Here is a 21,012-nt window from a genome sequence, read left to right on the forward strand (position 1 = left end):
CGGTCGCCTGATGCCGTCGTCTTCCTCCGTCGCTCTGGTCGCTTCGCTCCCGGCGCTCCTCCTCCAGACGACGGCGCTCCCTCGCGCTCCAGACGACGGCGCTGCCTCGCTGTTTGCCTGACCTTGGTGAAGTATGCCAGGTTAGGCAGGGCTAACTTTAATTAGGGTTGCCTAATATTTGCTGGAAAGGGATCAGATGAGACCGTTGCGCGCTCTGGTGGGGGCCGTACTTGTGGCGGTGCTCGCCGCCTGTGGTTCTTCGACTCCGGCTGAGCAGAAGCCGGCGGAGCCGTTTCGTATCGTCAAGCACGCGATGGGCGAGACCAAGATCCCGGTGCGGCCCAAGCGGGTGGTGGCCCTGGACCAGAGCTTCGTCGACGCGGTGCTGACGCTGCGGACGCCGGTGGTCGGCTACACCACATACCGGTCCATCGACACGAAGCTACCCGATTACCTGGGCTCCGTCGCCGCCGAGTACGGCAAGGAGGCCACCCCGGTCGGCACCCTGGAGCAGCCCAGCCTGGAGAAGATCATCGCGCTCAAGCCCGACCTGATCGTCTCGGCCAAGGTCCGTCATGAGGCCCTCTACGACAAGCTGTCCAAGATCGCCCCGACCGTCTTCAGCGAGACCACCGGCGCCATCTGGAAGGACAACATTCGGCTCATGGGGCAGGCCCTGGGCCAGGAGCAGCTCGCCGACACGACGATCAGGTCGTACGAGGAGCGGGCCGCGAAGATCGGCGCCGCGATCAAGGAGAAGGACGGGAAGCTGCCGACCATCTCCATCGTCAGGTTCGCCGGTGAGCCGACGACGCGGCTGTACGTCGAGAACTCCTACTCGGGTGTCGTGATGAAGGACGTCGGCTTCCCGCGCCCGGAGGGTCAGCCCACCAAGCAGGACGCGATCGTGGTGGACGTGAGCCAGGAGCGCATCGGGGATCTGGACGCGGATCACCTGTTTGTCGCGACATATCCTGACCCGTCGTCTGAGGGGCCCAAGGAGAAGTTCGTGGGCAACCCGCTGTGGGGGAAGCTCAAGGGTGAGAAGCACGAGGTCAGCGATCTGACCTGGATGAGCGCGGTCGGCATCCAGGGCGCCCATGCGATCCTCGACGACGTGGCGAAGCTCTTCGCCGTCGATCCCGCCAGAACCACTTCCTGAGCCGATCCCGCCAGAACCACTTCCTGAGCGATCCCGCCGGAACCACTTCCTGGGCCGTCCCGCCGGAACCGCTTCCTGACCGGCCAGAGCCGCTTCCTGAGCCGATCCGGCCGGAACCGGTTTCTGACCCGGCCGTGACCAGGTCAGCCCGCCGACAGGAACGTACGCAGGTCTGCCAGGTGGGGTGTGAGGTCCAGGCCCTGGGCGGCGAGCCAGTCCTGGTCGCAGTAGGTGCCCCGGTAACGCTCGCCCCCGTCGCAGATCAGGGTGACGATGCTGCCCTGGGCGCCGGTCCGGCGCATCTCGCGGATCAGGTCCACGCAGGCGGCCACGTTCGTGCCGGTGGAACCGCCCACGTCGCGGCCCGTCACCTCGTGGACCCAGTGCATCGCGGCGATCGACCGGGCGTCCGGAACGGTGATCATGCGGTCGATGACCATCGGCTGGAACGAGGGCTCCACCCTCGGCCGGCCGATGCCCTCGATGCGGGAACCCCGCGCGGTGACGGACGTGTCGCCCGACACCCAGCTCGGATAGAAGGCGGAGCCCTCCGGGTCGGCCACCGCGAGACGCGTGGGGTGACGGCGGTAACGGATGTAGCGGCCGATCGTCGAGGAGGTGCCGCCGGTGCCCGCGCCCACCACGATCCAGGTGGGCTCCGGGTGGGGCTCCATGGACATCTGCGAGTAGATCGACTCGGCGATGTTGTTGTTGCCCCGCCAGTCCGTGGCTCGCTCGGCGTAGGTGAACTGGTCCATGAAGTGGCCGTTCGTCTCGGCCGCCAGGCGGTAGGACTCGTCATAGATGGTGCCGGGGTCGTCGACCAGATGACACTTGCCGCCGTAGAACTCGATCAGCGCGATCTTCTCCGGCGACGTGGACGCGGGCATCACCGCGATGAAGGCCAGACCGAGGAGCCGGGCGAAATATGCCTCGCTGACCGCCGTCGAGCCGCTCGACGCCTCCACGACCGTGGTGGCCGGCCCGATCCAGCCGTTGGCCAGGCCGTACAGGAAGAGAGATCGAGCAAGTCGGTGTTTGAGTGAACCAGTGGGGTGGACTGACTCGTCTTTCAAGTAGAGGTTTATGCCCCAGTGCGAGGGAAGCGGGAAGACGTGGAGGTGCGTATCACAGCTCCGGTTGGCGTCGGCTTCGACTTTGCGAATCGCCTCCGTCACCCACAGTCGCGTCTCTATTTCATGCCGATCCACGAACTCCATGTTCATACGCTATCCCATGTGACTCTGACCACATTAAGTGCGGAATTGGGAGTATAGTGTTATGCTAACGAGACTGGTCCCGCCGTGGACGTGATGACGCACGCCGCGAGCAGGTGGACCTTTGACCTCTCTGACCTGGCGGAACCGTTAACGCGGCCCTTACGTGCCGATTGCGAAACTGGTACCAAGGCCAGCGGCTTGGCCGAGATGGGGGATAGCGCAAGGGGGAATGATTTGATCACCATGACCGATGAACAGCGACAAGACTGGTTCGAGCGCGACGTCGTGCCCGTGACGTCGCAGCTGTTCGCCTCCGCCATGCGCCTGACCCGCAACTCCGCCGACGCAGAGGACCTGGTCCAGGAGACCGTGGCCAAGGCGTATACCTCGTACCACCAGTTCCGTGAGGGCACGAACCTGAAGGCCTGGCTGCACCGGATCCTCACCAACAACTTCATCAACGACTACCGCAAGAAGCAGCGCTCGCCCAAGCTGGCCGCCGCCGAGGAGATCGAGGACTGGCAGCTGCACGCCGCCGAGTCGCACAGCTCCACCGGCCTGAAGTCGGCCGAGACCGAGGCGATCGAACGGCTGCCCGACAACGTCGTGATGAACGCGCTGCGCTCACTGCCGGAGGACTTCCGCGTCGCCGTCTACCTGGCCGACGTCGAGGGGTTCGCCTACAAGGAGATCGCCGAGCGCATGGGCACGCCGATCGGCACGGTCATGTCCCGGCTGCACCGGGGCCGCCGCCAGCTGCGCGGCATGCTGGAGGGCTACGCCCGCGAAGAGGGCGCCCTGCGCGTGCCGGCCCAGAGCGCCGCATAGCCGCCCGACCCCCGACCCCCTACCCGGAGCGGCTGCCTAGCCGTCCAACCCCATATGGAGCCGTACGCGGAGTGTTCCGTTCTCGGCGCGTAGGTCGACGTAGTCGCAGAGCTGTCGGCTGATCCAGAGCCCGTATCCTCTAGAGGATTCGGGCTCAGGTGGTATATAGCCCGGTAAAGGGTCATCGAGGGCGCCGCCCGGGTCGGCGATCTCGCAGATCATCTCCCCTCCGCTCACCCACATCTTGATCATGCCGTGGCCGGCGCCGTGCTCGACGCTGTTCGCGGCGATCTCGGAGACGCTGAGCACCAGGGAGCCGATGAGGTTCACGTCCATCCCCGCGGCGCTGGCGTAGTCACGTACCGTGTGCCGGAGCCCTTTGATCTCCCGCGCGGTGAAACTGACCGTCGCCACCCGCCCGCTCGGTGCCGGCAGCGGCTCCAGGTCGCCGTTCAGTACGAGCTCGTGCGGCCGGACGAAGCCGGGGCTGACGGCCTCGCCGGTGGCATCCAGCAGCAGGGGATGGATTGCCGGTTGATACTCCAGCACCGCAGCCGGGGTGGTTCGCGGGTTGTAGAGGCACAGCGCGACGGCCCTGGCGTCCTCCAGGGCGGCGTTCAGCACCGACTCGTACCGGATCCACTCGCGGGTCTCGCGCTCGCCGCGCTCGGGCCAGGGGATCTCGCCGATGACGAGCGTGCGCCGCCCCCGGGTGTACTCGTGGTAGGCGGCCAGCGTCCGGGGCGGGTGGATGTACCAGGTGCGGGAGTCTCTGTGGTCGATCTGCCGGGCTTCGTCGCCCAGCACCTCGTCGAGCAGCCGGAGCTTGTCCGCCGAGGTCGCCACGATGACCCGCCTGTCGTGGGCGAGGGCCGCGCGTACGCGTGGCACGATCAACCTCAGGAAGGCGTCATTCGAGTCGTACGACACCGCAACGTGCTTGAACGACTCGTGGTCTGGACGAGCCCGATCAGGGCGCACGGCCGAAACGTAGCAAGCGCTTGCAATCTGCGCAACGGCTGCGGTCGGCACCGCGCCGGACGGCCGAATTGACGCGCCAAGTGACCGCAACTGTCGCGCAGAGACCTCACGCGGGCCCTGCGAAGCGCCGGAGAGACCTCACGCGGGCCGCGCCAAGTGGCCGCGGAGACCCCATGCGAAGCGCCGCGTCAGGCGACCGCGATGAGCGCCACCGCGCCGAGCGCGCACGCGACGCCCGCCACCTGGATCGCGTGCAGCCGTTCGCCCAGCACCCGCCGGGCCAGCAGCAGCGTGCTCGCCGGGTAGAGGGACACCAGCACCGCCACCAGGCTCAGCAGGCCCTGCTGCTTGGCCTCCAGGTACAGCACGTTGGCCAGCATGTCGAGCACGCCCGCCGCGACGATGATGTGCAGCGACCCACCGGCCGGCTTCAGCGTGCGCCGCGTCGCCATCGCGAGGGCGACCACCAGCGCCACCGAGGACAGTCTGGCCCCCACCAGGGGCCACAGCCCGCCGTCGGCGGGAGCCAGGGCGAGCAGGATGAAGAAGCCGCCGAACCCGGCGCCCGCGGCCAGGGCGATGAGCACCGAGCCGATCGAGCCGCTCTTCGCGGCGGAGCGGTCCTGGCTGACCAGGAGAACGGAGCCGAGGGCCAGCACCACCCCGACCAGCGCCACGGGCTCGGGGCGCTCGCCGGTCGCCAGGCCGTACATAACGGGGAGTCCGGCCGACGTGACCGCGGTCGTGGGCGCCACCACCGACATGACGCCGGTGGCGAGTGCCCGGTAGAAGAGCATCAGGCCGGCGGCGCCCGCCACGCCCGCGCCCAGCCCCCAGAGCAGCGCCCTGTCGCTGAACACGCCGGGAAGCAGGGGCAGCAGCACGAGGATCACGGCCAGGCCGGAGAGCTGCGACAGCGTCACGACCGAGAACACCTGCGATCGGCGGGTGGCCAGGCCGCCGAAGAAGTCGGCCGTGCCATAGACCACCGCGCAAGTCGTCGCGAGGATCACCGCGAGCATGCTCCACCGTCCGTCCAGTTCATCAGAGTGCACTGCTAGTACAACACATTAGAGTACAACACAGTGCAAACCACCTTCACTACACTGCACTGCATGGAGGATCCGGAGACGATCACGCAGGCCATCGCCAACAACGTGCGCGCCCAGCGCGCGCACCGCGGGCTCACCCTCGACGCGCTGGCCGCCAGATCGGGAGTGAGCAGAGGCATGCTGGTCCAGGTCGAGCAGGCCCGGACGAACCCCAGCGTCTCCACACTCACCCGGATCGCCTCCGCGCTGGGCGTGACCGTGGCGAGACTGGTGGAGGTCTCAGACGTGCCGGTGGTGCGGATCGTCGAGAAGGCCGACGTGGTCACGTTCGACCAGGGCGAGGTGCAGGCGAAGCTGCTGGTCGGGGCCGATACGCCGATGATCCTCGAACTGTGGGACTGGCGGCTGGCGCCCGGCCGGCACCACGACGGCGACGCTCACCCGCCGGGCACCCGCGAGATGCTGACGGTCCTGGAGGGCGAGCTGACACTCACGGTGTACGGCAGGAGCCACGTGGTCAAGGCCGACTCCGCCGTGCTCTTCACCGCCGACAGACCCCATCGCTACGCCAACGAGGGATCCGAGGAGCTCCGGCTGGTGATGGTGGTCGCCGAGCCCAGAGAGGCGCCTGACCAATGAGGGCGCCTGACCGATGGGGGCGCCTGACCGATGGAGGGCGCCTGACCAATGGAGGTGCCTTACCAATAACACTAATAACGTCGAACAGCCTCCGGATCACCTTCTGGAGTTTGATGATTACAGCATGTCCTTGACGGCTGATGCCGGATGGTGGGTACATCCCGGTGTGTGCGACGTAACGTCAGCTGGGGGTGGCGCGTGACCGAAGGGCGCACGGCGACGGAGAAGTTCCACGCGGAACTGCACGGTCTCGGTGTCACCAGCGCCTACGAGGTGGGCGATGACGCCACCGTCTCGGTGTGGATCGGCCTGGTCGTGCATTACAGGGACGGCTTTTACCGCTGGCAGGAAGGGCCCGTGAAACGTCGGCATTTGGGTACGGATCCGGTTGGATGTGCCATACGCGTGGCGCGTCGATACACCGAACTGCAGGCCGATATCCCACTCTGGTGGGAGGACCTGGCCAAGGAGCTGCGGGGTAACCCGGTACAGGAATATCCGTAAACCCCGCTCTCGGGGGGTGGCATGCGGGGCTGGGCGATATCTCTGGCATTGCTGGTCGCGGTGGCGGGATGCGGGCCCCGGCCGATGATCCAACCCCAGCTGACCCGCCCACAGGCGCCCATCGACCCGAAGAAGCTGGCCAGGCGGCTCGAAGCCATGCAGCCGGGCTGGCCGGCGGCCCGCAGGATCAACTGCAGGCGCATGAAGTGCGTCGCGCTCACCTTCGACGACGGCCCCGGCGAATACACCGCCAGGCTGCTGGACCTGCTGAGCGCCCGGAAGGTCAGGGCCACGTTCTTCGTCGTGGGGCAGATGGTCGCCGCGCATGGGGGTGCCCAGCTCGTACGCCGCATCGTGGCCGAGGGGCACGAGCTCGGCAACCACACGTGGAACCATCCACCGCTCACCGGGTTGACGGACCGAGGGCTGCGCTTCCAGCTGGAGCACACGAACGATCTGGTGGAGCACGTGACCGGGGTCCGGATGCGGGTGATGCGCCCGCCGTACGGGGCGACGAACCGCCGGGTGGCCGCCGAGGCGCGGCGCCTGGGGCTGGCGCAGGTCCTGTGGAGCGTCGACACCCTGGACTGGCAGGACCGGGTGCCCGCCCTCGTGGCCAGGCGCGCGGGCAAGGCGGCAGTGGGGTCGATCGTGCTGATGCACGACATCCACCGCAGCACGGTCCAGGCCGTCCCCGCGCTGCTCGACCTGCTGGCGAAGAAGGGCTGCACGCCGGTGACCATCTCGGAGCTGTACGGCGGGACGCCGGTGCCGGGCCGGATGTACACGGCCCGGATGGACAAAGCCCGATGAGCCCGTACGGCCGTGCGGCGCGTCAAACCGTCGGTCGGCCGTGGCACTCTTGACCACATGGGTTTCACCGGTTTTCCCGACGAGGCGTTCGTGTTCTACGAGGGCCTTGAGGCGGATAACAGCAAGACATATTTCACCCGGCACAAGCACTTCTACGAGGACGCGGTGCGTGCGCCGATGCTCGCCCTCACCGAGGAGCTGGCGGCGGAGTTCGGCCAGGCCCAGCTGTTCCGCCCCTACCGTGACGTCCGCTTCGCCAAGGACAAGTCACCGTACAAGACCCATCAGGGCGCCTTCGTGGACCTCACGCCCGGCATCGGGTTCTATGTCCAGATCGGCGCCGACGGACTCTTCACGGCGGGCGGCTGCTACACCCAGGCGTCCGACCAGGTGGCCCGCTACCGCGCCGCGGCCGACGAGGACCTGACGGGCAAGCCGCTGGCGGACATGGTGACGGCTTTGCGGGCCGAGGGCTACGTCATCGGCGGTGACCGGCTCAAGACCCGTCCCCGTGGCATCGCGGAGGATCATCCGCGCCTCGACCTGCTGCGCCACAGGTCCCTGCACGCGGGCCGCCAGTGGGAGCCCGAGCCGTGGGTCCACACCGCCGAGGTCCTCGACCGGGTCCGCGCCACCTGGCGTGCCTTCGGGCCGCTGGTGGACTGGATGTGCGCCCACGTACGGGCCAGCGAGTTGCCGCGCCGCTGACCATGGGAGGTCGACAGAGCGTGACGGTGCGCGGGGACGACGCGGCGACGGTCACCGCCGAGACGGGGGATCGGACGCGCCGCGACCGCGTCACGCTGGCGGCGATCACCGCCACGGCGACCGCCCTCTACACCACGCTTTCCCTCACCAAGCTGGCGAACTTCAAGGCCGGCGCCTACGACCTGGTCATCTTCGACCAGGCCGTGCGTTCCTACTCCCAGTTCCGCCTGCCCATAGCCATCGTCAAGGGCGTCCACAACGGCTTCGGCCCGGACTTCTCCACCCTCGGCGATCACTGGTCGCCCATCCTCGCCCTGCTGGCCCCGCTCTACTGGCTGTTCGACGGCCCGGCGACGCTGCTGGTCGCCCAGGCGGTGCTGCTGGCCGCGGCGGCGGTCCCGCTGTGGGTGTTCACGCGGCGGGCGCTGGGGCCGGGCGCCGCGCATCTCGTCGCCGTGGCCTACACGCTCTCGTGGCCCGTGGTGGAGACCGTGGCGTTCGACTTCCACGAGGCGGCGTTCGCGCCGCTGCTCACCGCCGTGCTGCTCGAACGCCATCAGGCCGGTAAACGGGTCGGTGTGGTGACGGCCGCCCTGGCGCTGCTGTGCGTCAAGGAGGACATGGGGCTGCTGGTCGCCGGGTTCGGGCTGGTCCTGCTCACCCAGCGCGGCTGGCGGGTCCTGGGCGGCGCGTTCGTGGCCGGCGGGGCGGCCTACACGTGGCTGGCCTCGCAGGTGCTCATCCCGCTGTTCGGGGGGCGGGCCGACTACTACTGGGCGTACGGCGCGCTGGGGCCGGACATGCGGGGCGTCGCGCACACCGTCCTGACCGATCCGCTCGCGGTGCTCGCCCAGCTCGGCAGCCCACCGGTCAAGCTCGTCACGCTGGCCCTGCTGCTCGGCATCACGCTGCTGGCGGCGCCGCTGTCGCCGCTGCTGATCATGGCGGTGCCGCTGCTGGCCGAGCGGATGCTGGCCAGTTCGTTCCCCAACTGGTGGGTGGCCGGCTACCACTACAACGCCTTCGTCGTGGTGGTGGTCTTCGCGGCCGGAGTGGACGGCGTCCGGCGCCTGCGCGCCCGGCACGCGCCCAGCGGGGACCCGGTGACGCGGGCCGGGGTCCTGGGGGCGGCAGGCGGAAACCTGGTGGCGCGGATCGCGGCCCTCGGGGACCCGGCGAAGCGGGTCTGGGCCCTTGGGGATCGCGTGACTCGGGTCTGGGCTCTGGGGGTGGTCGGGTTCGCGCTGATCTCCGTGCCGTTCTTCTCCCTGGCCGGTCTCGCCGACCTCGACTCCTACCGGCACGACGCCCGCGAGCGGGCCGCGGCCGCCGCCGTCGCCGTGGTGCCCGACGGGGTGCTCGTGGAGGCGGCCAACAACCTGGCGCCGGCCCTGTCGGGGCGGAGCAGGGTGCTGCTGTGGGACCGCACGCGGCGCGATGCGCCGTGGGTCGTGGCCGACGTGGGGCGCAAGACCTTTCCGTTCGTGAACGTGGCCGAGCAGCGGGAGCGGGTACGGCTGCTGGCCGGCAGCGGCTACGACGTGCGCTTCTCCCAGGACGGCTACGTGGTCCTGGCGGCTACGGCCCGGACGACGAGGACACCTGGTCCCCCTTGAGGATGCGGTCCACGGTCTGGCCCGCCGCCGACGTCGCCGCCGTGGTGCCCGCCGCGATGACGACGGCCAGCAGCGGCGTGGCCAGGCTGCGTACGCTGCGTACGTTGCGCACCCGCGCCCACGGCTCCCCGGCCAGGTGCATGACGCGCCACTCCCAGTACAGTCCGAGCCCGATGCAGACCAGCGCCACCTCGCCCACCACGATGGCCACCACCTGCACCTTGACCGCCACCCCGATGTCCGGCTCGAACAGCGTGGGCAGGTAGGCCGACAGCTCCGTGACCAACGCCGCCGCCATCAGGTGGAGCGCCTTGGTCATCGGCTGGGTGCCCCGGACGCGCGGATAGAAGTAGCCGAACACGAAGCCGAAGGCGGGCAACGTCAGCAGATACCGGGAGTCGAACACGAAGCTGCTCAGGTCGGCCCCTGTCGGCCAGCCGAACACGAGCACGAAGGGCAGGCTCAGCAGCAGGCTGATCACGAACGCGTACACGCCGTTGTGCCAGGGCGTGCAGCCGGCGGCGGTGGCCAGGGCCGTCTCGGGGTGCCGCCCGTGCTCGTCCAGCGCGGCCTCCAGCTCGTGGCGCCGCGTGTCGAACTCGGTCATCGTCAGCTCGCCGGCGCCCAGCCTGCCCCGGCCGATGCGATAGAGCTCCTGCTCCGAGATGAGCAGGAGCCGCTTGTGCAGGGCGGCCCTGACCAGCTGCCGGTGTTCCTCCGCCGTGGCGGGCTCGACGACGGCCGGGTGGGGGCGTACGAGGAGCCAGCGGGCCGTCACCCAGGCGGCGATCGAAGTGATCGTCAGCTGCGGCAGCGCCACGTTGACGTCGGTGAGCGTGGTGCTGCCCCGAGGGGTGAGGTAGAGCACCATCAGGCAGGCGATCACCGTGGGGTGCGTCGCCGGGTGGTCGAGCGCGGCCAGCGAGCCGCCGAGCCGCCGGAGCCGGAGCACCAGCAGCGCGAACGCCAGCAGCAGTAACCCGAGCACCCCGCGTACGAGCGGGTCGAGCGGCAGGATGCCGATCTTCGGCATGTTCGACGTGTCGGTGCCGCCGAAGGGCAGGTTCCACGACCCACTGTCCAGCCACTCGGTCGGCCAGCCCTGCACCAGCAGGCTCACCAGCACGGCGCCCACGACCGCGGTGCGGGTCCACATCTTGGTGGCCACGGCGATGGCGGACACCGGGATCACCGCCCAGCTGAGGGCCAGCACCAGCCGGATGCTGTCCGGCGGGTACACCCCGGTCAGCAGCGCCCGGCCCCACAGGGCGAGCGCCAGCAGGCCGATCGCCGCCTCGGCCGCCAGCACCGCCAGCCGTACGATCACCACGCGGACCCCCAGGTCCACGCTGAACACCACCGCCGCCGCGGCGGCCGTCACGGCCGCGACCACGGAGCCGATCAGCAGCGTCTGGGCGGGCAGCTGCTCGTGCAGCCACGACCAGGACAGCATGCCGATGCCGACGAGGCAGGCGAGCCCGGTGACCACGAGCATGTCGCGGGTGGTCCACGGCGGGCTGGTCGGCAGGGCCCGGCTCGCGTGCCGCGCCGTGAGCGCCGGCAGCGCGAGGAACAGGGCCACGTACGCCACGGGCCGCCAGTCCGGTGCCAGGAGCGGGAGCAGCACCAGGGGCGTGACCAGGGCGATCCCCAGGAGGAGCTCGCGGTTGGGCGGCCGGTTCCACCAGGCCAGGCCGAGCGAGCGGGCCAGGAAGGCGGCCAGCGCGATCGCGGTGAGCACGCCGAGCCCGGCCGTCCACGAGAAGTCGTCGGCCTCCTCCGCGTCCGGGAACCCGTAGGAGTCCTGGGCCAGCGTCACCTTCACCAGGTACGACCCGACGGTGAACCGCAGGAGCTCCGACTCCTCCCGCTCGGGATCGAGCCCTTGGGCCTGCAGTACGGTCCAGTCGCCCGGCAGCAGGCTGATCGTCCGCTGGCTCACGATGAGCGGCTTGGCGCTGGGGGCGGTGAAGTCGAGCGTCATCAGATCGCTGGGCTTGAACTGCCGCAGCAACGTCACCCGGAACTCGGCCGTGGTCAGCCCGCCGGTTGTGGTGAGGATCGGTGCCGGTCGTGTGGTCGGGGCCAGCCAGTCGCCACCCACCTTGATGGCCCCGAACCCGTCGTCGGTGAACCGCTGGATGCCGCCGGGGAAGCTGCCGCCCTGCCGCAGCGTCTCGACCAGCGGGTCGGCCCGGTTCATGCGCAGCCGGTGCTTGATGGTCACCTTCACCTGGCGCTGCCGCTCGTCGAGCCGTCCCTGGGGCACGGCGCTCAGGTCACCCGGGTCGGCCCTGGTCACCGTGACCTCGGTCGTCGCCTGCCGGGCGAGCTTCACCTGCGGGTCGCCCCGGTCCTCCAGCTCCCATGGTTCGGGCACGGTGGGACTCGCGGACCGCGTGGACAGCGGCACGGGCCTGGCCGCCACCGTGCACCAGACGATCGCTCCCGCCGAGACCATCGCGAGCCCGAACGCGATGAACATCCGGAGCTTCCCCACAAGTGGATGATTCACTCACGGAGGGAGTTGTTCTCGCCACTCCGGTCACGGTGTGGTCACACCTGACTTCTACCGAATGTCAGGAAGAAGTCAGGTGTGGTGGGTGAGAGCCTGAATCAGGCGCGCTTGGCGCGAGCCGCGGAGCGGCCACGCGTGGAGGCGTCGAGGACCACCTTGCGGATGCGCACGTGGTCAGGGGTGATCTCCACGCACTCGTCCTCGCGGATGAACTCCAGCGCCTGCTCCAGCGACAGGTTGCGCGGCGGGATCACCTTCTCGGTCTCCTCGCTGGTGGAGGAGCGCATGTTGGTGAGCTTCTTCTCCTTGGTGATGTTGACGTCCATGTCGTCGGACCGGGAGTTCTCGCCGACGATCATGCCCTCGTAGACCTCGGTGGTCGGCGACACGAACAGCGTGCCGCGCTCCTGGAGGTTGAGCATGGCGAAGGCGGTCACGGGACCGGAGCGGTCGGCCACCAGGGAGCCGTTGTTACGGGTGCGCAGCTCGCCGAACCACGGCTCGTAGGAGTCGAAGACGTGGTGCACCAGGCCGGTGCCGCGCGTCTCGGTGAGGAACTCGGTGCGGAAGCCGATCAGGCCACGCGCCGGCACCACGAACTCCATCCGGATCCAGCCGGTGCCGTGGTTGGTCATGTGCTCCATGCGGCCCTTGCGGACGGCGAGCAGCTGCGTGATCGCGCCCAGGTATTCCTCCGGGCAGTCGACCGTGAGGCGCTCGACCGGCTCGTGCACCTTGCCGTCGATGGTCTTGGTGACCACCTGCGGCTTGCCGACGGTCAGCTCGTAGCCCTCGCGGCGCATCTGCTCGACCAGGATGGCCAGCGCCAGCTCGCCACGGCCCTGCACCTCCCAGGCGTCGGGCCGGTCGGTGGGGAGCACGCGCAGCGACACGTTGCCGACGAGCTCCTTCTCCAGCCGGTCCTTGACCATGCGGGCGGTGACCTTCGAGCCCTTGGACTTGCCGACCAGCGGCGAGGTGTTGGTGCCGATGGTCATCGAGATGGCGGGCTCGTCGACCGTGATGAGGGGCAGCGGGCGCGGGTCCTCGGGGTCGGCCAGCGTCTCGCCGATCATGATCTCGGGGATGCCGGCGATCGCGATGATGTCGCCGGGACCGGCCTCCTCGGCCGGCTTGCGCTCCAGGGCCTCGGTCATGAGCAGCTCGGTGATCTTCACCCGCTGGATCGTCCCGTCCGTACGGCACCAGGCCACCTGCTGGCCCTTGCGCAGCACACCCTGGTGGACCCGGCAGAGCGCGATGCGGCCCAGGTAGGAGGAGGCGTCGAGGTTGGTGACGTGCGCCTGCAGCGGGGCGCTGGGGTCGTAGGTGGGCGCCGGGATCGTCGACTTGATGATGTCGAAGAGCGGCTCCAGGTCCTCGGCGTCCGGCATGCCGCCGTCCTCGGGACGGTTCATGGAGGCGCGGCCCGCCTTGGCGGAGGCGTAGACGATCGGGAAGTCGATCTGCTCCTCGGTCGCGTCGAGGTCCATGAAGAGCTCGTAGACCTCGTCCACGACCTCCTTGATGCGCGCGTCGGGCCGGTCGACCTTGTTGATGCAGAGGATGACCGGCATCTTGGCGCCGAACGCCTTGCGCAGCACGAAGCGGGTCTGCGGCAGCGGCCCCTCCGACGCGTCGACCAGCAGGACGACACCGTCGACCATCGACAGGCCGCGCTCGACCTCGCCGCCGAAGTCGGCGTGGCCCGGGGTGTCGATGATGTTGAGGGTCATGCCGCCGTGACTCACGGCGGTGTTCTTCGCGAGAATGGTGATGCCCTTCTCGCGCTCGAGGTCGTTGGAGTCCATGACACGGTCGTCGACGTCCTGGTTGGCGCGGAACGCCCCGGACTGCCAGAGCATGGCGTCGACCAACGTGGTCTTGCCATGGTCGACGTGCGCGATGATCGCGATGTTCCGCAGGTCGTCGCGGCTGTTCAAAGGCATGATGACGTCTCGCTCTGTGATCGTGGGGTCGGCCACGCGAAGTCGCGGCCTTATAAGTCTAGTTGATCCCCTCTGATGGCAGGAGCGGGACGAGATGCCGCCTGGCGTAGGCACGGGCTTCGTCGTCGCTGTCCAGCGGTATCGCACTGTCCGGAGTGAGTACGAACGACAGCGCGATGCGGATGAACATCTCGGCCACGGCCTCGGCGTCAGGGGTGTCGAGGTGTTCGGCGAGATACGTCCTGGCGACCGCGAGGTACGCGCCCGCCTCCAGAGTGAGGTGCGGCAGGATCATATCGGGCTCGGTCGCCAGCAGTCTGCTCAGCAGCGGATGTCCCCGCACCAGGCGCAGCGTGACCGCGAACCCCTCCGTCACCCGGTCGGCCATGGTCGGCAGCGGCCCGACCGCCTGCTCGAACGCGCGCAGGAACCGGTGGAGCTCGCGCAACATCACGCCCTGGACCAGGTCGCTCTTGCGGGCGAAGCGCCGATAGACGGTGATCCGCGACAGGCCCGCCTGCCGGGCGACGTCGTCGACGGTCAGGCGGCGCAGGCCGTGCTCCAGCATCCGCGCGTAGGCCGCGTCGAGGATGCGCCCAGCCGTGGTCGGCTCGCCGGAGTCGTCCTGCATGGATCAAGACTATGGGCGGCTCGCCGGGCACCGGACGTACATAGCGGGTTGCACATTTCTACGCATGTCCTGGGCGGTGCCGGATGCCTACATTGGCGGCATGACCTGGACAGAGCTGGTGCTGGGCGCCTCTCCCGTACAGGGCGACCAGCCCGCGGTCAGCGACGTCAGAACCGGCGAGGTGCTGTCGTACAACGCGTTCGCGCGGAAGGTCACGCACGCGGCGGCGGGGTTGCGCCGTCACGGTCTGCGCTACGGCGACCGCGTGATCGTCGACATGCCGCTCGGGGTGGGGTTCGCCATCGCCGTCCATTCCGTCGCCTGGTCCGGGGGAGTGGCGGTGCTCGCAGACTCCGGGACCGCCCGCATGATGATCGCCCAGCGCGGCTACGACCCGCTCGCGGTGGATGTTCAGAAGGTCTTCACCTTCGAGCCGACGCCGGGGGAGCTCCCGTTCAGCGACCTGCTGGGTGAGCGTTCTGTCCAGTTCGGGCCGCTGGCCGGCCCCGCGCTGAGCGTCGGCGGCGAATACGTCTACGACCACGACGAGCTGGCGTCGGACCTGCGCAGCCTGTCGTCGCGGCTGCTGGTCAGCGAGGACGACGTCGTGCTCGCCGCGGTCAGCGATCCGCTCAAGGGGCTGCGGGTGCTCGATCTGGCGTTGATGTCGGGCGCCCACGTGGTCATCGCGCACGAGCCGAGCCTGATCGGCTGCCGCGTGCTCGCGCACGTGCACGCGGCCACCCTGGTGATCGCGCCGTACGAGGTGGTCAGACGCCTGCTCGGCGATCCGACGTTGCGCGTTGTGGACGAAAGGGCCGTCGTCAGCTCGCTCAGCCGGTGAAAAGTGCGACACTGTGGGAGAGTGTGATCCTTCCGCGACGCAGGGTGACCACAATGTCCGAGCCCCCCAGGCACAATCTTCCGGCCGAGCCCAACAGGTTCGTCGGTCGCGAGCGCGACGTCGACGACCTGTGCGGGCTGCTGGGTGAGACGCGCGTGGTCACGCTGTGCGGGGTCGGCGGCATCGGCAAGACCCGCCTGGCGCTGCGGGTCGCCGCGCGTCTGGTGCCCTCCTATCCGGGAGGTGTGTGGCTGGTCGAGCTGGCCAGGCTCACCCGGGGCGAGCTGATCCTGCAGGCGATCGGCCGGGCCGTCGGCATCCACGAGGAAGGCACCCGCCCGCTGCTCGACACGGTGGCGGCCCGGCTGCGTGACACGCCCGCCCTGCTGCTGCTGGACAACTGCGAGCACCTGGTCGACCAGTGCGCGCAAGTGGCCGCCGAGCTCGTCGCGGCGTGCCGGGGCCTCGGCATCCTGGCCACCAGCCGCGAGCCGCTGCGCATCGCCAGTGAGCTGGTCTGGCGGGTGCCGCCGCTCGACCTGCCCGACGAGCGGCATCCCGACGCCGAGTCCGTGCTGCTCTTCGTCGACCGCGCCACCGCCGCGGGCACCAGGCTGAGCCCGGCGAGCCTGGACGATGTCGTACGGCTGTGCCGGGCGCTCGACGGGCTGCCGCTAGCGCTGGAGCTGGCCGCGGCCCGCACCAGCCTGCTCAGTCCCGGGCAGATCGTCGATCGGATCGACGGCCGTTTCTCGCTGCTCACCACCGGCGGCCGCACCGCACCGCCCAGGCAGCGCACACTGCTGGCCGCGGTCGAATGGAGCTACGACCTGCTGTCGGCCAAGGAACAGGTGCTGCTGCGCAGGCTGTCGGTGTTCGCCGGGTCCTTCGACCTCGAACTCGCCGAGCAGATCTGCGCCGACCGGCCCATCTCCGAGGCGGAGATCGTCGACCTGCTCGGCGCCCTGGTCGACAAGTCTCTTGTGCTGTGCGACGAGGAGCGCAGGCGCTACCGGCTGCTGGAGACCATCAAGCACTACGCGGCCGAGCGGCTGGCGGAGGCGGCCGAGCGCGAGGTGCTGCGCGATCGGCACCTGGAGGTGCTGTGCGAGCTTCAGCTGCGCCACTTCGGTACGGAGATGGTCGAGCCCGACCTGCCGTGGCCGGTGCGGCTGGCCGCGCTGGAGGCCAGCCGGAGCCTGGTGGACGACCAGCGGGCCGCGCTCGACTGGGCGATCGAGTCCGGCAACGCGCCGCTGGGCCTGCGCCTGTGCGCCTACAGCACCAGCCTGCTCCCGGTCAGCAGTGCCAACCCGGCCGAGATCGTCGGCTGGGTCGAGCGGCTGCTGGCCCTCGACCTGACCCAGGTGTCCGATGAGCAGATCGCGCATGCCCATGCGTACCTGGCCTATGGGCTGGAGGGCCGCGACGAGCTGGCCCGCTCGCTGGAGTACGCCATGGCGAGCCTGGCGGGCCTGGGCGCCGACAACGTCTTCCCCAGCTGCGTCATGCACAGCCTGACGGTCGTGGTGCTGTTGCGCATGGGACGAGGGGAGGAGGCGCTGCACCATGCCGAGACCGGCCTGGCCCTGGCCACCGCCTCCGGCGACCAGTGGAACCAGGCGGCCGGGCTGGCCGGCCTGTCGGCGGTCGCGCTCACCCGCGGCCGGCTGCGCGAGGCCCAGTGTCACGGCGAGGAGGCCTTGGCCAAGGCCCGCCAGCACGGGCACCGCTGGCTGCTGGCCAGGACCGCGACGCAACTCGGCGCGGTCGCCGAGGCGCGTGGCGACCTGGTGAAGGCGATGGCTCAATACGAGCTGGCGGTCCCGTGGCTGGAGGAGCTCGACGGCACCATCGAGCTGGCCCGCTGCCTGGCCAGGATCGGCCGGGTCGCGGCGCTGCTGCACGAGTTCGAGGTGGCCAGGGAGCGGCTGGCCGCGAGCCTGAAGCTGAGCAGGCTGACCGGGCAGCGCCAGAGCGTGGCCCGCTGCCTGGTGAGCCTGTCGGTGCTGGCGGAGGCCGAAGGGGACCTGGAGAGCTCCGTACTTGCCGCCGCCTCGGCCACCGCGCTGCGCGAGTCGATGGGCCAGCACTCCGCCACGATCCGCATCGAGGAGCTGCTCACTCGCGCCCGCGCCAAGCTCGGCGAGGGCCGCACCGCGACGCTCTGGTCGCGGGGCAGGGCGATGAGTCCCGACGACGCCGCCCGCCAGGTCCTCGCGGGCGAGCGGCCGGTCCCGGCCGGTCCGGTGGCGACCGAACCCGTCAGGCACTCGCTGCTGACCGCCCGCGAGCAGGAGATCGCGGCCCTGCTGACCAGGGGCCTGTCCAACCGGGCCATCGCCGAGGAGCTCGTCATCAGCCCCGCGACCGTGGCCAGGCACATCGCCAACATCATGGAGAAGCTCGGCTACACCTCGCGCGCCCAGATCGCGGTGTGGGCGGCCGAGCAGCCGCGCGGTTCTGCATAGCGATCTGCATATTCCGCCCCATGTGTGCATGAGATGCCCTCCATAGCGTGGGCGCCATGGAGGAGCGCATCGTGATGGTGGACTCTGGCACCGGCCTGTGTCTCACCGAGGGGCAGCTGGACGAGAGGTCGGCCGCCGCGACCGTCCAGCTGCGACGCCGGGGCGTGCGCGCGGGCGACACGGTGCTCATCTGCCTGACCGTCGGCCCCGACCTGCTGGTGGCCACCGACGCGGTGATAGCCGCCGGCGGGATCGTCTGGCCGGTCCCGGCGGAGCTCGACGAGGGCAGGCTGCGGGATCGGATCATGGCCAGCCGGGCCCGCCTGATGATCTCCGACCTGCCGCGGGCGATGAACGCGGCGAGAGAGTCACGCGTCCGCATGGTGGTGAGCGTCGCGGAGCTACATTCGTATCCGGTCAGTCGCGAACTCTGCACGGAAAGTGATCCCACCGGACGGCGAACCAAGGGAGACTGTGAGGGAGTGTGATCCTCCCGCCAACACTTGGACCTTCTCCATGACTGCGCAAGTCCAGCACAACCTCCCCGCCGAACCCAACCGTTTCGTCGGACGGGCGCGCGACGTGGCCGAGCTGTGCGCGCTGGTCCGCGGCGAGCGCGTGGTCACGCTCAGCGGAGTGGGCGGCATCGGCAAGACCCGCCTGTCGCTGCGGGTGGCCGCCAACGCCCTGCCCGGCTTCACCGACGGCGTGTGGCTGGTCCAGCTCGCCCGCGTCAGCGACCCCGAGCTGATCGTGAAGGAGATGGCCGACGTGCTCGGCGTCCGCGAGGAAGGCTCCGAGCGGCTGCTCGACGGGCTGCGGATCCGGCTGCGCGGCACCAGGACGCTGCTCCTGCTCGACAACTGCGAGCACCTCGTCGAACCGTGTGCCGAGCTGGTCGCCGGTCTGCTCGCCGACTGCCCCGAGCTGAGATTCCTGCTCACCAGCCGCGAGCCGCTGCGCATCCCCGGCGAGCTGATCTGGCGGGTGCCGCCGCTCGACCTGCCCGACGAGCGGCATCCCGACGCCGAGTCCGTGCTGTTCTTCGTCGAGCGGGCGGCCGCGGCCGGGGCCCGCGCCGTGACCGACAGCATGCCCGACGTCATACGGCTGTGCCGGGCGCTCGACGGGCTGCCGCTCGCCCTTGAGCTGGCCGCGGCCCGCAGCAGCCTGCTCAGTCCGGGGCGCATCGCCGACCGGATCGGCGACCGGTTCAAGCTGCTGACCACCGGTGACCGCACCGCCCACGCCCGCCAGCGCACGCTGCTGGCCACGGTCGAGTGGAGTCACGACCTGCTCGCCCGCAAGGAGCGAGTGCTGCTGCGGCGGCTGTCGGTGTTCGCCGGGCGCTTCGACCTCGACCTGGCCGAGCAGGTGTGCGCCGACGGCGACCTGCTGCGCCGCGACGAGGTGCTCGACGTGCTCAGCGGCCTGGTCGACAAGTCGCTGGTGCTCCACCACGGCGACGGCGGCCGCTACCACCTGCTGGACACCATCAGGCACTATGCCGCCGAGCGATTGTGCGAGGCGGGCGAGGAGGCGCGGCTGCGCGGCGGCCACCTCAAGGTGATCTGCGCCGAGATGGAGCGCTGCAACGAGGCTGGTTCACTTCACCGCCGATTGTCGTGGCCGGCCCGCGCCGTCCACTTCGCCAGGGGGCGCCGCCTGCTCGACGACTGCCGGGCGGCGATCGACTGGGCCGTCGAGTCCGGCAGTGCCGAGCTGGGGCTGCGCCTGGCCCACGCGGCGCTGACCATCCTCGCGGTGCGCGGCGATCTGCGGGAGAGCGTCGGCTGGTACGAACGGCTGCTCGGCCTCGACCTGTCGGGCGTGCCCGACCAGCTGATCGGCGTGGCCAAGGGCGGCTTCGCCTACGGGCTCGAAACGCGCGACGAGCTCGACCGGGCCGCGGCGCTCATCGAGGAGAGCATCGAGGAGCAGCGGCGCCACCCCTATACGCATTGGCTCGGCGTCACCTACGGCGTGGCCCTGACCGTCTTCTTCCGCACCGGCCAGACCGGCACGGCCCTGCGCTACCTGCGCGAGCTCGAAGTGGCGGCCGCCGAGCACGACGACCTGTTCAACCTGACGACCGCCCGTATCGCCCGGCTCAACCTGGCGCTCTTCCAGGGGCAGCCGCGCCAGGCGCAGCGGTTCGGCGAGGAGGCGCTGGCCCTGGCCATGGAGACCGGCCACCACTGGACCCTGGCCAGGGCCCTGACTCACCTGGGCGCGGTGGCCGAGGCCAGGGGCGACCTGGCGGCCGCCATGCGGCACCACACGGCGGCGCTGCCCATCCTCGAAGAGCTCGACAACCGGGTCGAGTTGGCCCGCTGCCAGGCCAAGGTCGGCAGGGTGGCGGCCAGGCTGCACGACTTCCCCGCCGCCCGGCGCAGCCTGGCCGCCAGCCTGGTGCTGAGCACGCAGACCGGCCGGCGCAGCGGCGTCGTCCGCGCGCTGGTCGCCCTGTCCGTCCTGGCGCAGGCCGAGGGCGATCTCGACGAGGCGGTCGTCGCGGCCGCGGCGGCGAGCGCGTTGCGCGAGTCGATCGGCCAGCACGACGCCCCGGCCCGCACCCAGGAGCTGCTCTCGCTCGCCCGCGACAAGCTCGGCGAGGGCCGGGTGGCGCTGCTCTGGGCCAGTGGCATCGCGCAGGATCCCGGCGCGGTGGCCCGGCGGATCCTCGACCAGAAGACCGACGCCGGAGACGTTCATGAGCCCGCCGCCCTGCTCCCGTCCTTGCCCGCCACGCTGTTGGTGTCCTCGTCGGGCCCGGCCGCCCGCGAGCCGCGCTACGCGACGCTGACGGCGCGCGAGCGGGAGATCGCCGGGCTGCTCACCGAGGGCCTGAGCAACCGGGCCGTCGCGGCGCAGCTGGTGATCAGTCCCGCCACGGTCGCCAGGCACGTGGCCAACATCATGGAGAAGCTCGGCTTCGGCTCGCGCGCCCAGATCGCGGTATGGGCGGCCGAGCACGGCCTCGACTACCGGTGACCGTGAGCGCTGTATGGGCGGCCGAACATGGCCTCGACTACCGGTGACCGTGAGCGCTGTATGGGCGGCCGAACATGGCCTC

Annotated in this window: 17 protein-coding genes; 11 read left to right on the forward strand and 6 right to left on the reverse strand. The window is 70.0% G+C overall.

Going from position 1 to position 21,012, the window contains the following annotated elements; translation table 11 throughout:
- Positions 1 to 196: 196 nt before the first annotated feature.
- Positions 197 to 1,162, forward strand: coding sequence for an iron-siderophore ABC transporter substrate-binding protein (locus tag AB0J16_RS16615; RefSeq protein ID WP_358539620.1), 966 nt, complete (start codon positions 197 to 199; stop codon positions 1,160 to 1,162).
- Positions 1,163 to 1,305: 143 nt separating this feature from the next.
- Here AB0J16_RS16615 and AB0J16_RS16620 read toward each other — a convergent pair whose 3' ends face one another.
- Positions 1,306 to 2,382, reverse strand: a complete 1,077-nt coding sequence (locus tag AB0J16_RS16620; protein ID WP_358539622.1) for a PLP-dependent cysteine synthase family protein — start codon at positions 2,380 to 2,382, stop codon at positions 1,306 to 1,308.
- A 243-nt stretch (positions 2,383 to 2,625) separates the two neighbouring features.
- On the opposite strand from AB0J16_RS16620, the gene AB0J16_RS16625 reads away from it, so the two are divergent.
- Entirely contained in the window at positions 2,626 to 3,210 is a 585-nt protein-coding gene (locus AB0J16_RS16625; protein ID WP_225291958.1) for a sigma-70 family RNA polymerase sigma factor, read from the forward strand.
- Positions 3,211 to 3,246: 36 nt separating this feature from the next.
- Here the strand turns inward: AB0J16_RS16625 and AB0J16_RS16630 are convergent, their stop codons facing one another.
- A complete protein-coding gene (locus AB0J16_RS16630) occupies positions 3,247 to 4,191 on the reverse strand; it encodes a sensor histidine kinase (protein ID WP_358539624.1) in 945 nt (314 codons plus the stop codon).
- A gap of 188 nt (positions 4,192 to 4,379) precedes the next feature.
- Positions 4,380 to 5,246, reverse strand: a complete 867-nt coding sequence (locus AB0J16_RS16635) for a DMT family transporter (RefSeq protein ID WP_358539627.1) — start codon at positions 5,244 to 5,246, stop codon at positions 4,380 to 4,382.
- Between the two features lie 60 nt (positions 5,247 to 5,306).
- Here AB0J16_RS16635 and AB0J16_RS16640 point away from each other — a divergent pair, with 60 nt between their 5' ends.
- The 5 genes from AB0J16_RS16640 to AB0J16_RS16660 all read left to right on the forward strand — a co-directional run bounded on the left by AB0J16_RS16640 (position 5,307) and on the right by AB0J16_RS16660 (position 9,523).
- A complete protein-coding gene (locus AB0J16_RS16640) occupies positions 5,307 to 5,882 on the forward strand; it encodes an XRE family transcriptional regulator (RefSeq protein WP_358539629.1) in 576 nt (191 codons plus the stop codon).
- Between the two features lie 198 nt (positions 5,883 to 6,080).
- Positions 6,081 to 6,386: a hypothetical protein gene (locus AB0J16_RS16645; RefSeq protein WP_358539632.1), complete on the forward strand. Its 306-nt coding sequence runs from the start codon at positions 6,081 to 6,083 to the stop codon at positions 6,384 to 6,386.
- 84 nt (positions 6,387 to 6,470) lie between these two features.
- Positions 6,471 to 7,199, forward strand: a complete 729-nt coding sequence (locus tag AB0J16_RS16650; RefSeq protein WP_358539635.1) for a polysaccharide deacetylase family protein — start codon at positions 6,471 to 6,473, stop codon at positions 7,197 to 7,199.
- Between the two features lie 57 nt (positions 7,200 to 7,256).
- On the forward strand, positions 7,257 to 7,907 hold the full coding sequence (locus AB0J16_RS16655) for a DUF2461 domain-containing protein (protein ID WP_358539638.1): 651 nt from the start codon (positions 7,257 to 7,259) through the stop codon (positions 7,905 to 7,907).
- Between the two features lie 20 nt (positions 7,908 to 7,927).
- Positions 7,928 to 9,523, forward strand: coding sequence for a DUF2079 domain-containing protein (locus AB0J16_RS16660; RefSeq protein WP_358539642.1), 1,596 nt, complete (start codon positions 7,928 to 7,930; stop codon positions 9,521 to 9,523).
- Here the strand turns inward: AB0J16_RS16660 and AB0J16_RS16665 are convergent.
- The 3 genes from AB0J16_RS16665 to AB0J16_RS16675 form a co-directional block, all read right to left on the reverse strand.
- On the reverse strand, positions 9,486 to 12,023 hold the full coding sequence (locus AB0J16_RS16665) for a hypothetical protein (RefSeq protein ID WP_358539645.1): 2,538 nt from the start codon (positions 12,021 to 12,023) through the stop codon (positions 9,486 to 9,488). The two genes, AB0J16_RS16660 and AB0J16_RS16665, sit on opposite strands and share 38 nt — an antisense overlap.
- Positions 12,024 to 12,139: 116 nt before the next feature.
- A complete protein-coding gene (gene typA / locus AB0J16_RS16670) occupies positions 12,140 to 13,990 on the reverse strand; it encodes a translational GTPase TypA (RefSeq protein WP_358428786.1) in 1,851 nt (616 codons plus the stop codon).
- A 58-nt stretch (positions 13,991 to 14,048) separates the two neighbouring features.
- A complete protein-coding gene (locus AB0J16_RS16675; protein WP_358539649.1) occupies positions 14,049 to 14,621 on the reverse strand; it encodes a TetR family transcriptional regulator in 573 nt (190 codons plus the stop codon).
- A gap of 100 nt (positions 14,622 to 14,721) precedes the next feature.
- Between AB0J16_RS16675 and AB0J16_RS16680 the strand changes: the two genes are divergently transcribed.
- The 4 genes from AB0J16_RS16680 to AB0J16_RS16695 are packed head-to-tail and all read left to right on the forward strand — an operon-like array spanning position 14,722 to position 20,930.
- The gene (locus AB0J16_RS16680; RefSeq protein ID WP_358539652.1) at positions 14,722 to 15,465 is read left to right on the forward strand and encodes an AMP-binding protein; all 744 of its coding nucleotides are present in this window, start codon (positions 14,722 to 14,724) and stop codon (positions 15,463 to 15,465) included.
- A 53-nt stretch (positions 15,466 to 15,518) separates the two neighbouring features.
- Positions 15,519 to 17,936: a LuxR C-terminal-related transcriptional regulator gene (locus AB0J16_RS16685; protein WP_358539655.1), complete on the forward strand. Its 2,418-nt coding sequence runs from the start codon at positions 15,519 to 15,521 to the stop codon at positions 17,934 to 17,936.
- A 56-nt stretch (positions 17,937 to 17,992) separates the two neighbouring features.
- Positions 17,993 to 18,424 (forward strand): AMP-binding protein, encoded by a 432-nt coding sequence (locus AB0J16_RS16690; RefSeq protein WP_358539658.1) that lies wholly within the window; start codon positions 17,993 to 17,995, stop codon positions 18,422 to 18,424.
- Positions 18,425 to 18,452: 28 nt separating this feature from the next.
- Positions 18,453 to 20,930, forward strand: a complete 2,478-nt coding sequence (locus AB0J16_RS16695) for a LuxR C-terminal-related transcriptional regulator (protein ID WP_358539661.1) — start codon at positions 18,453 to 18,455, stop codon at positions 20,928 to 20,930.
- Positions 20,931 to 21,012 lie beyond the last annotated feature (82 nt).

Source organism: Nonomuraea sp. NPDC049750, assembly GCF_040659625.1.
Taxonomy (GTDB): Bacteria; Actinomycetota; Actinomycetes; order Streptosporangiales; family Streptosporangiaceae; genus Nonomuraea.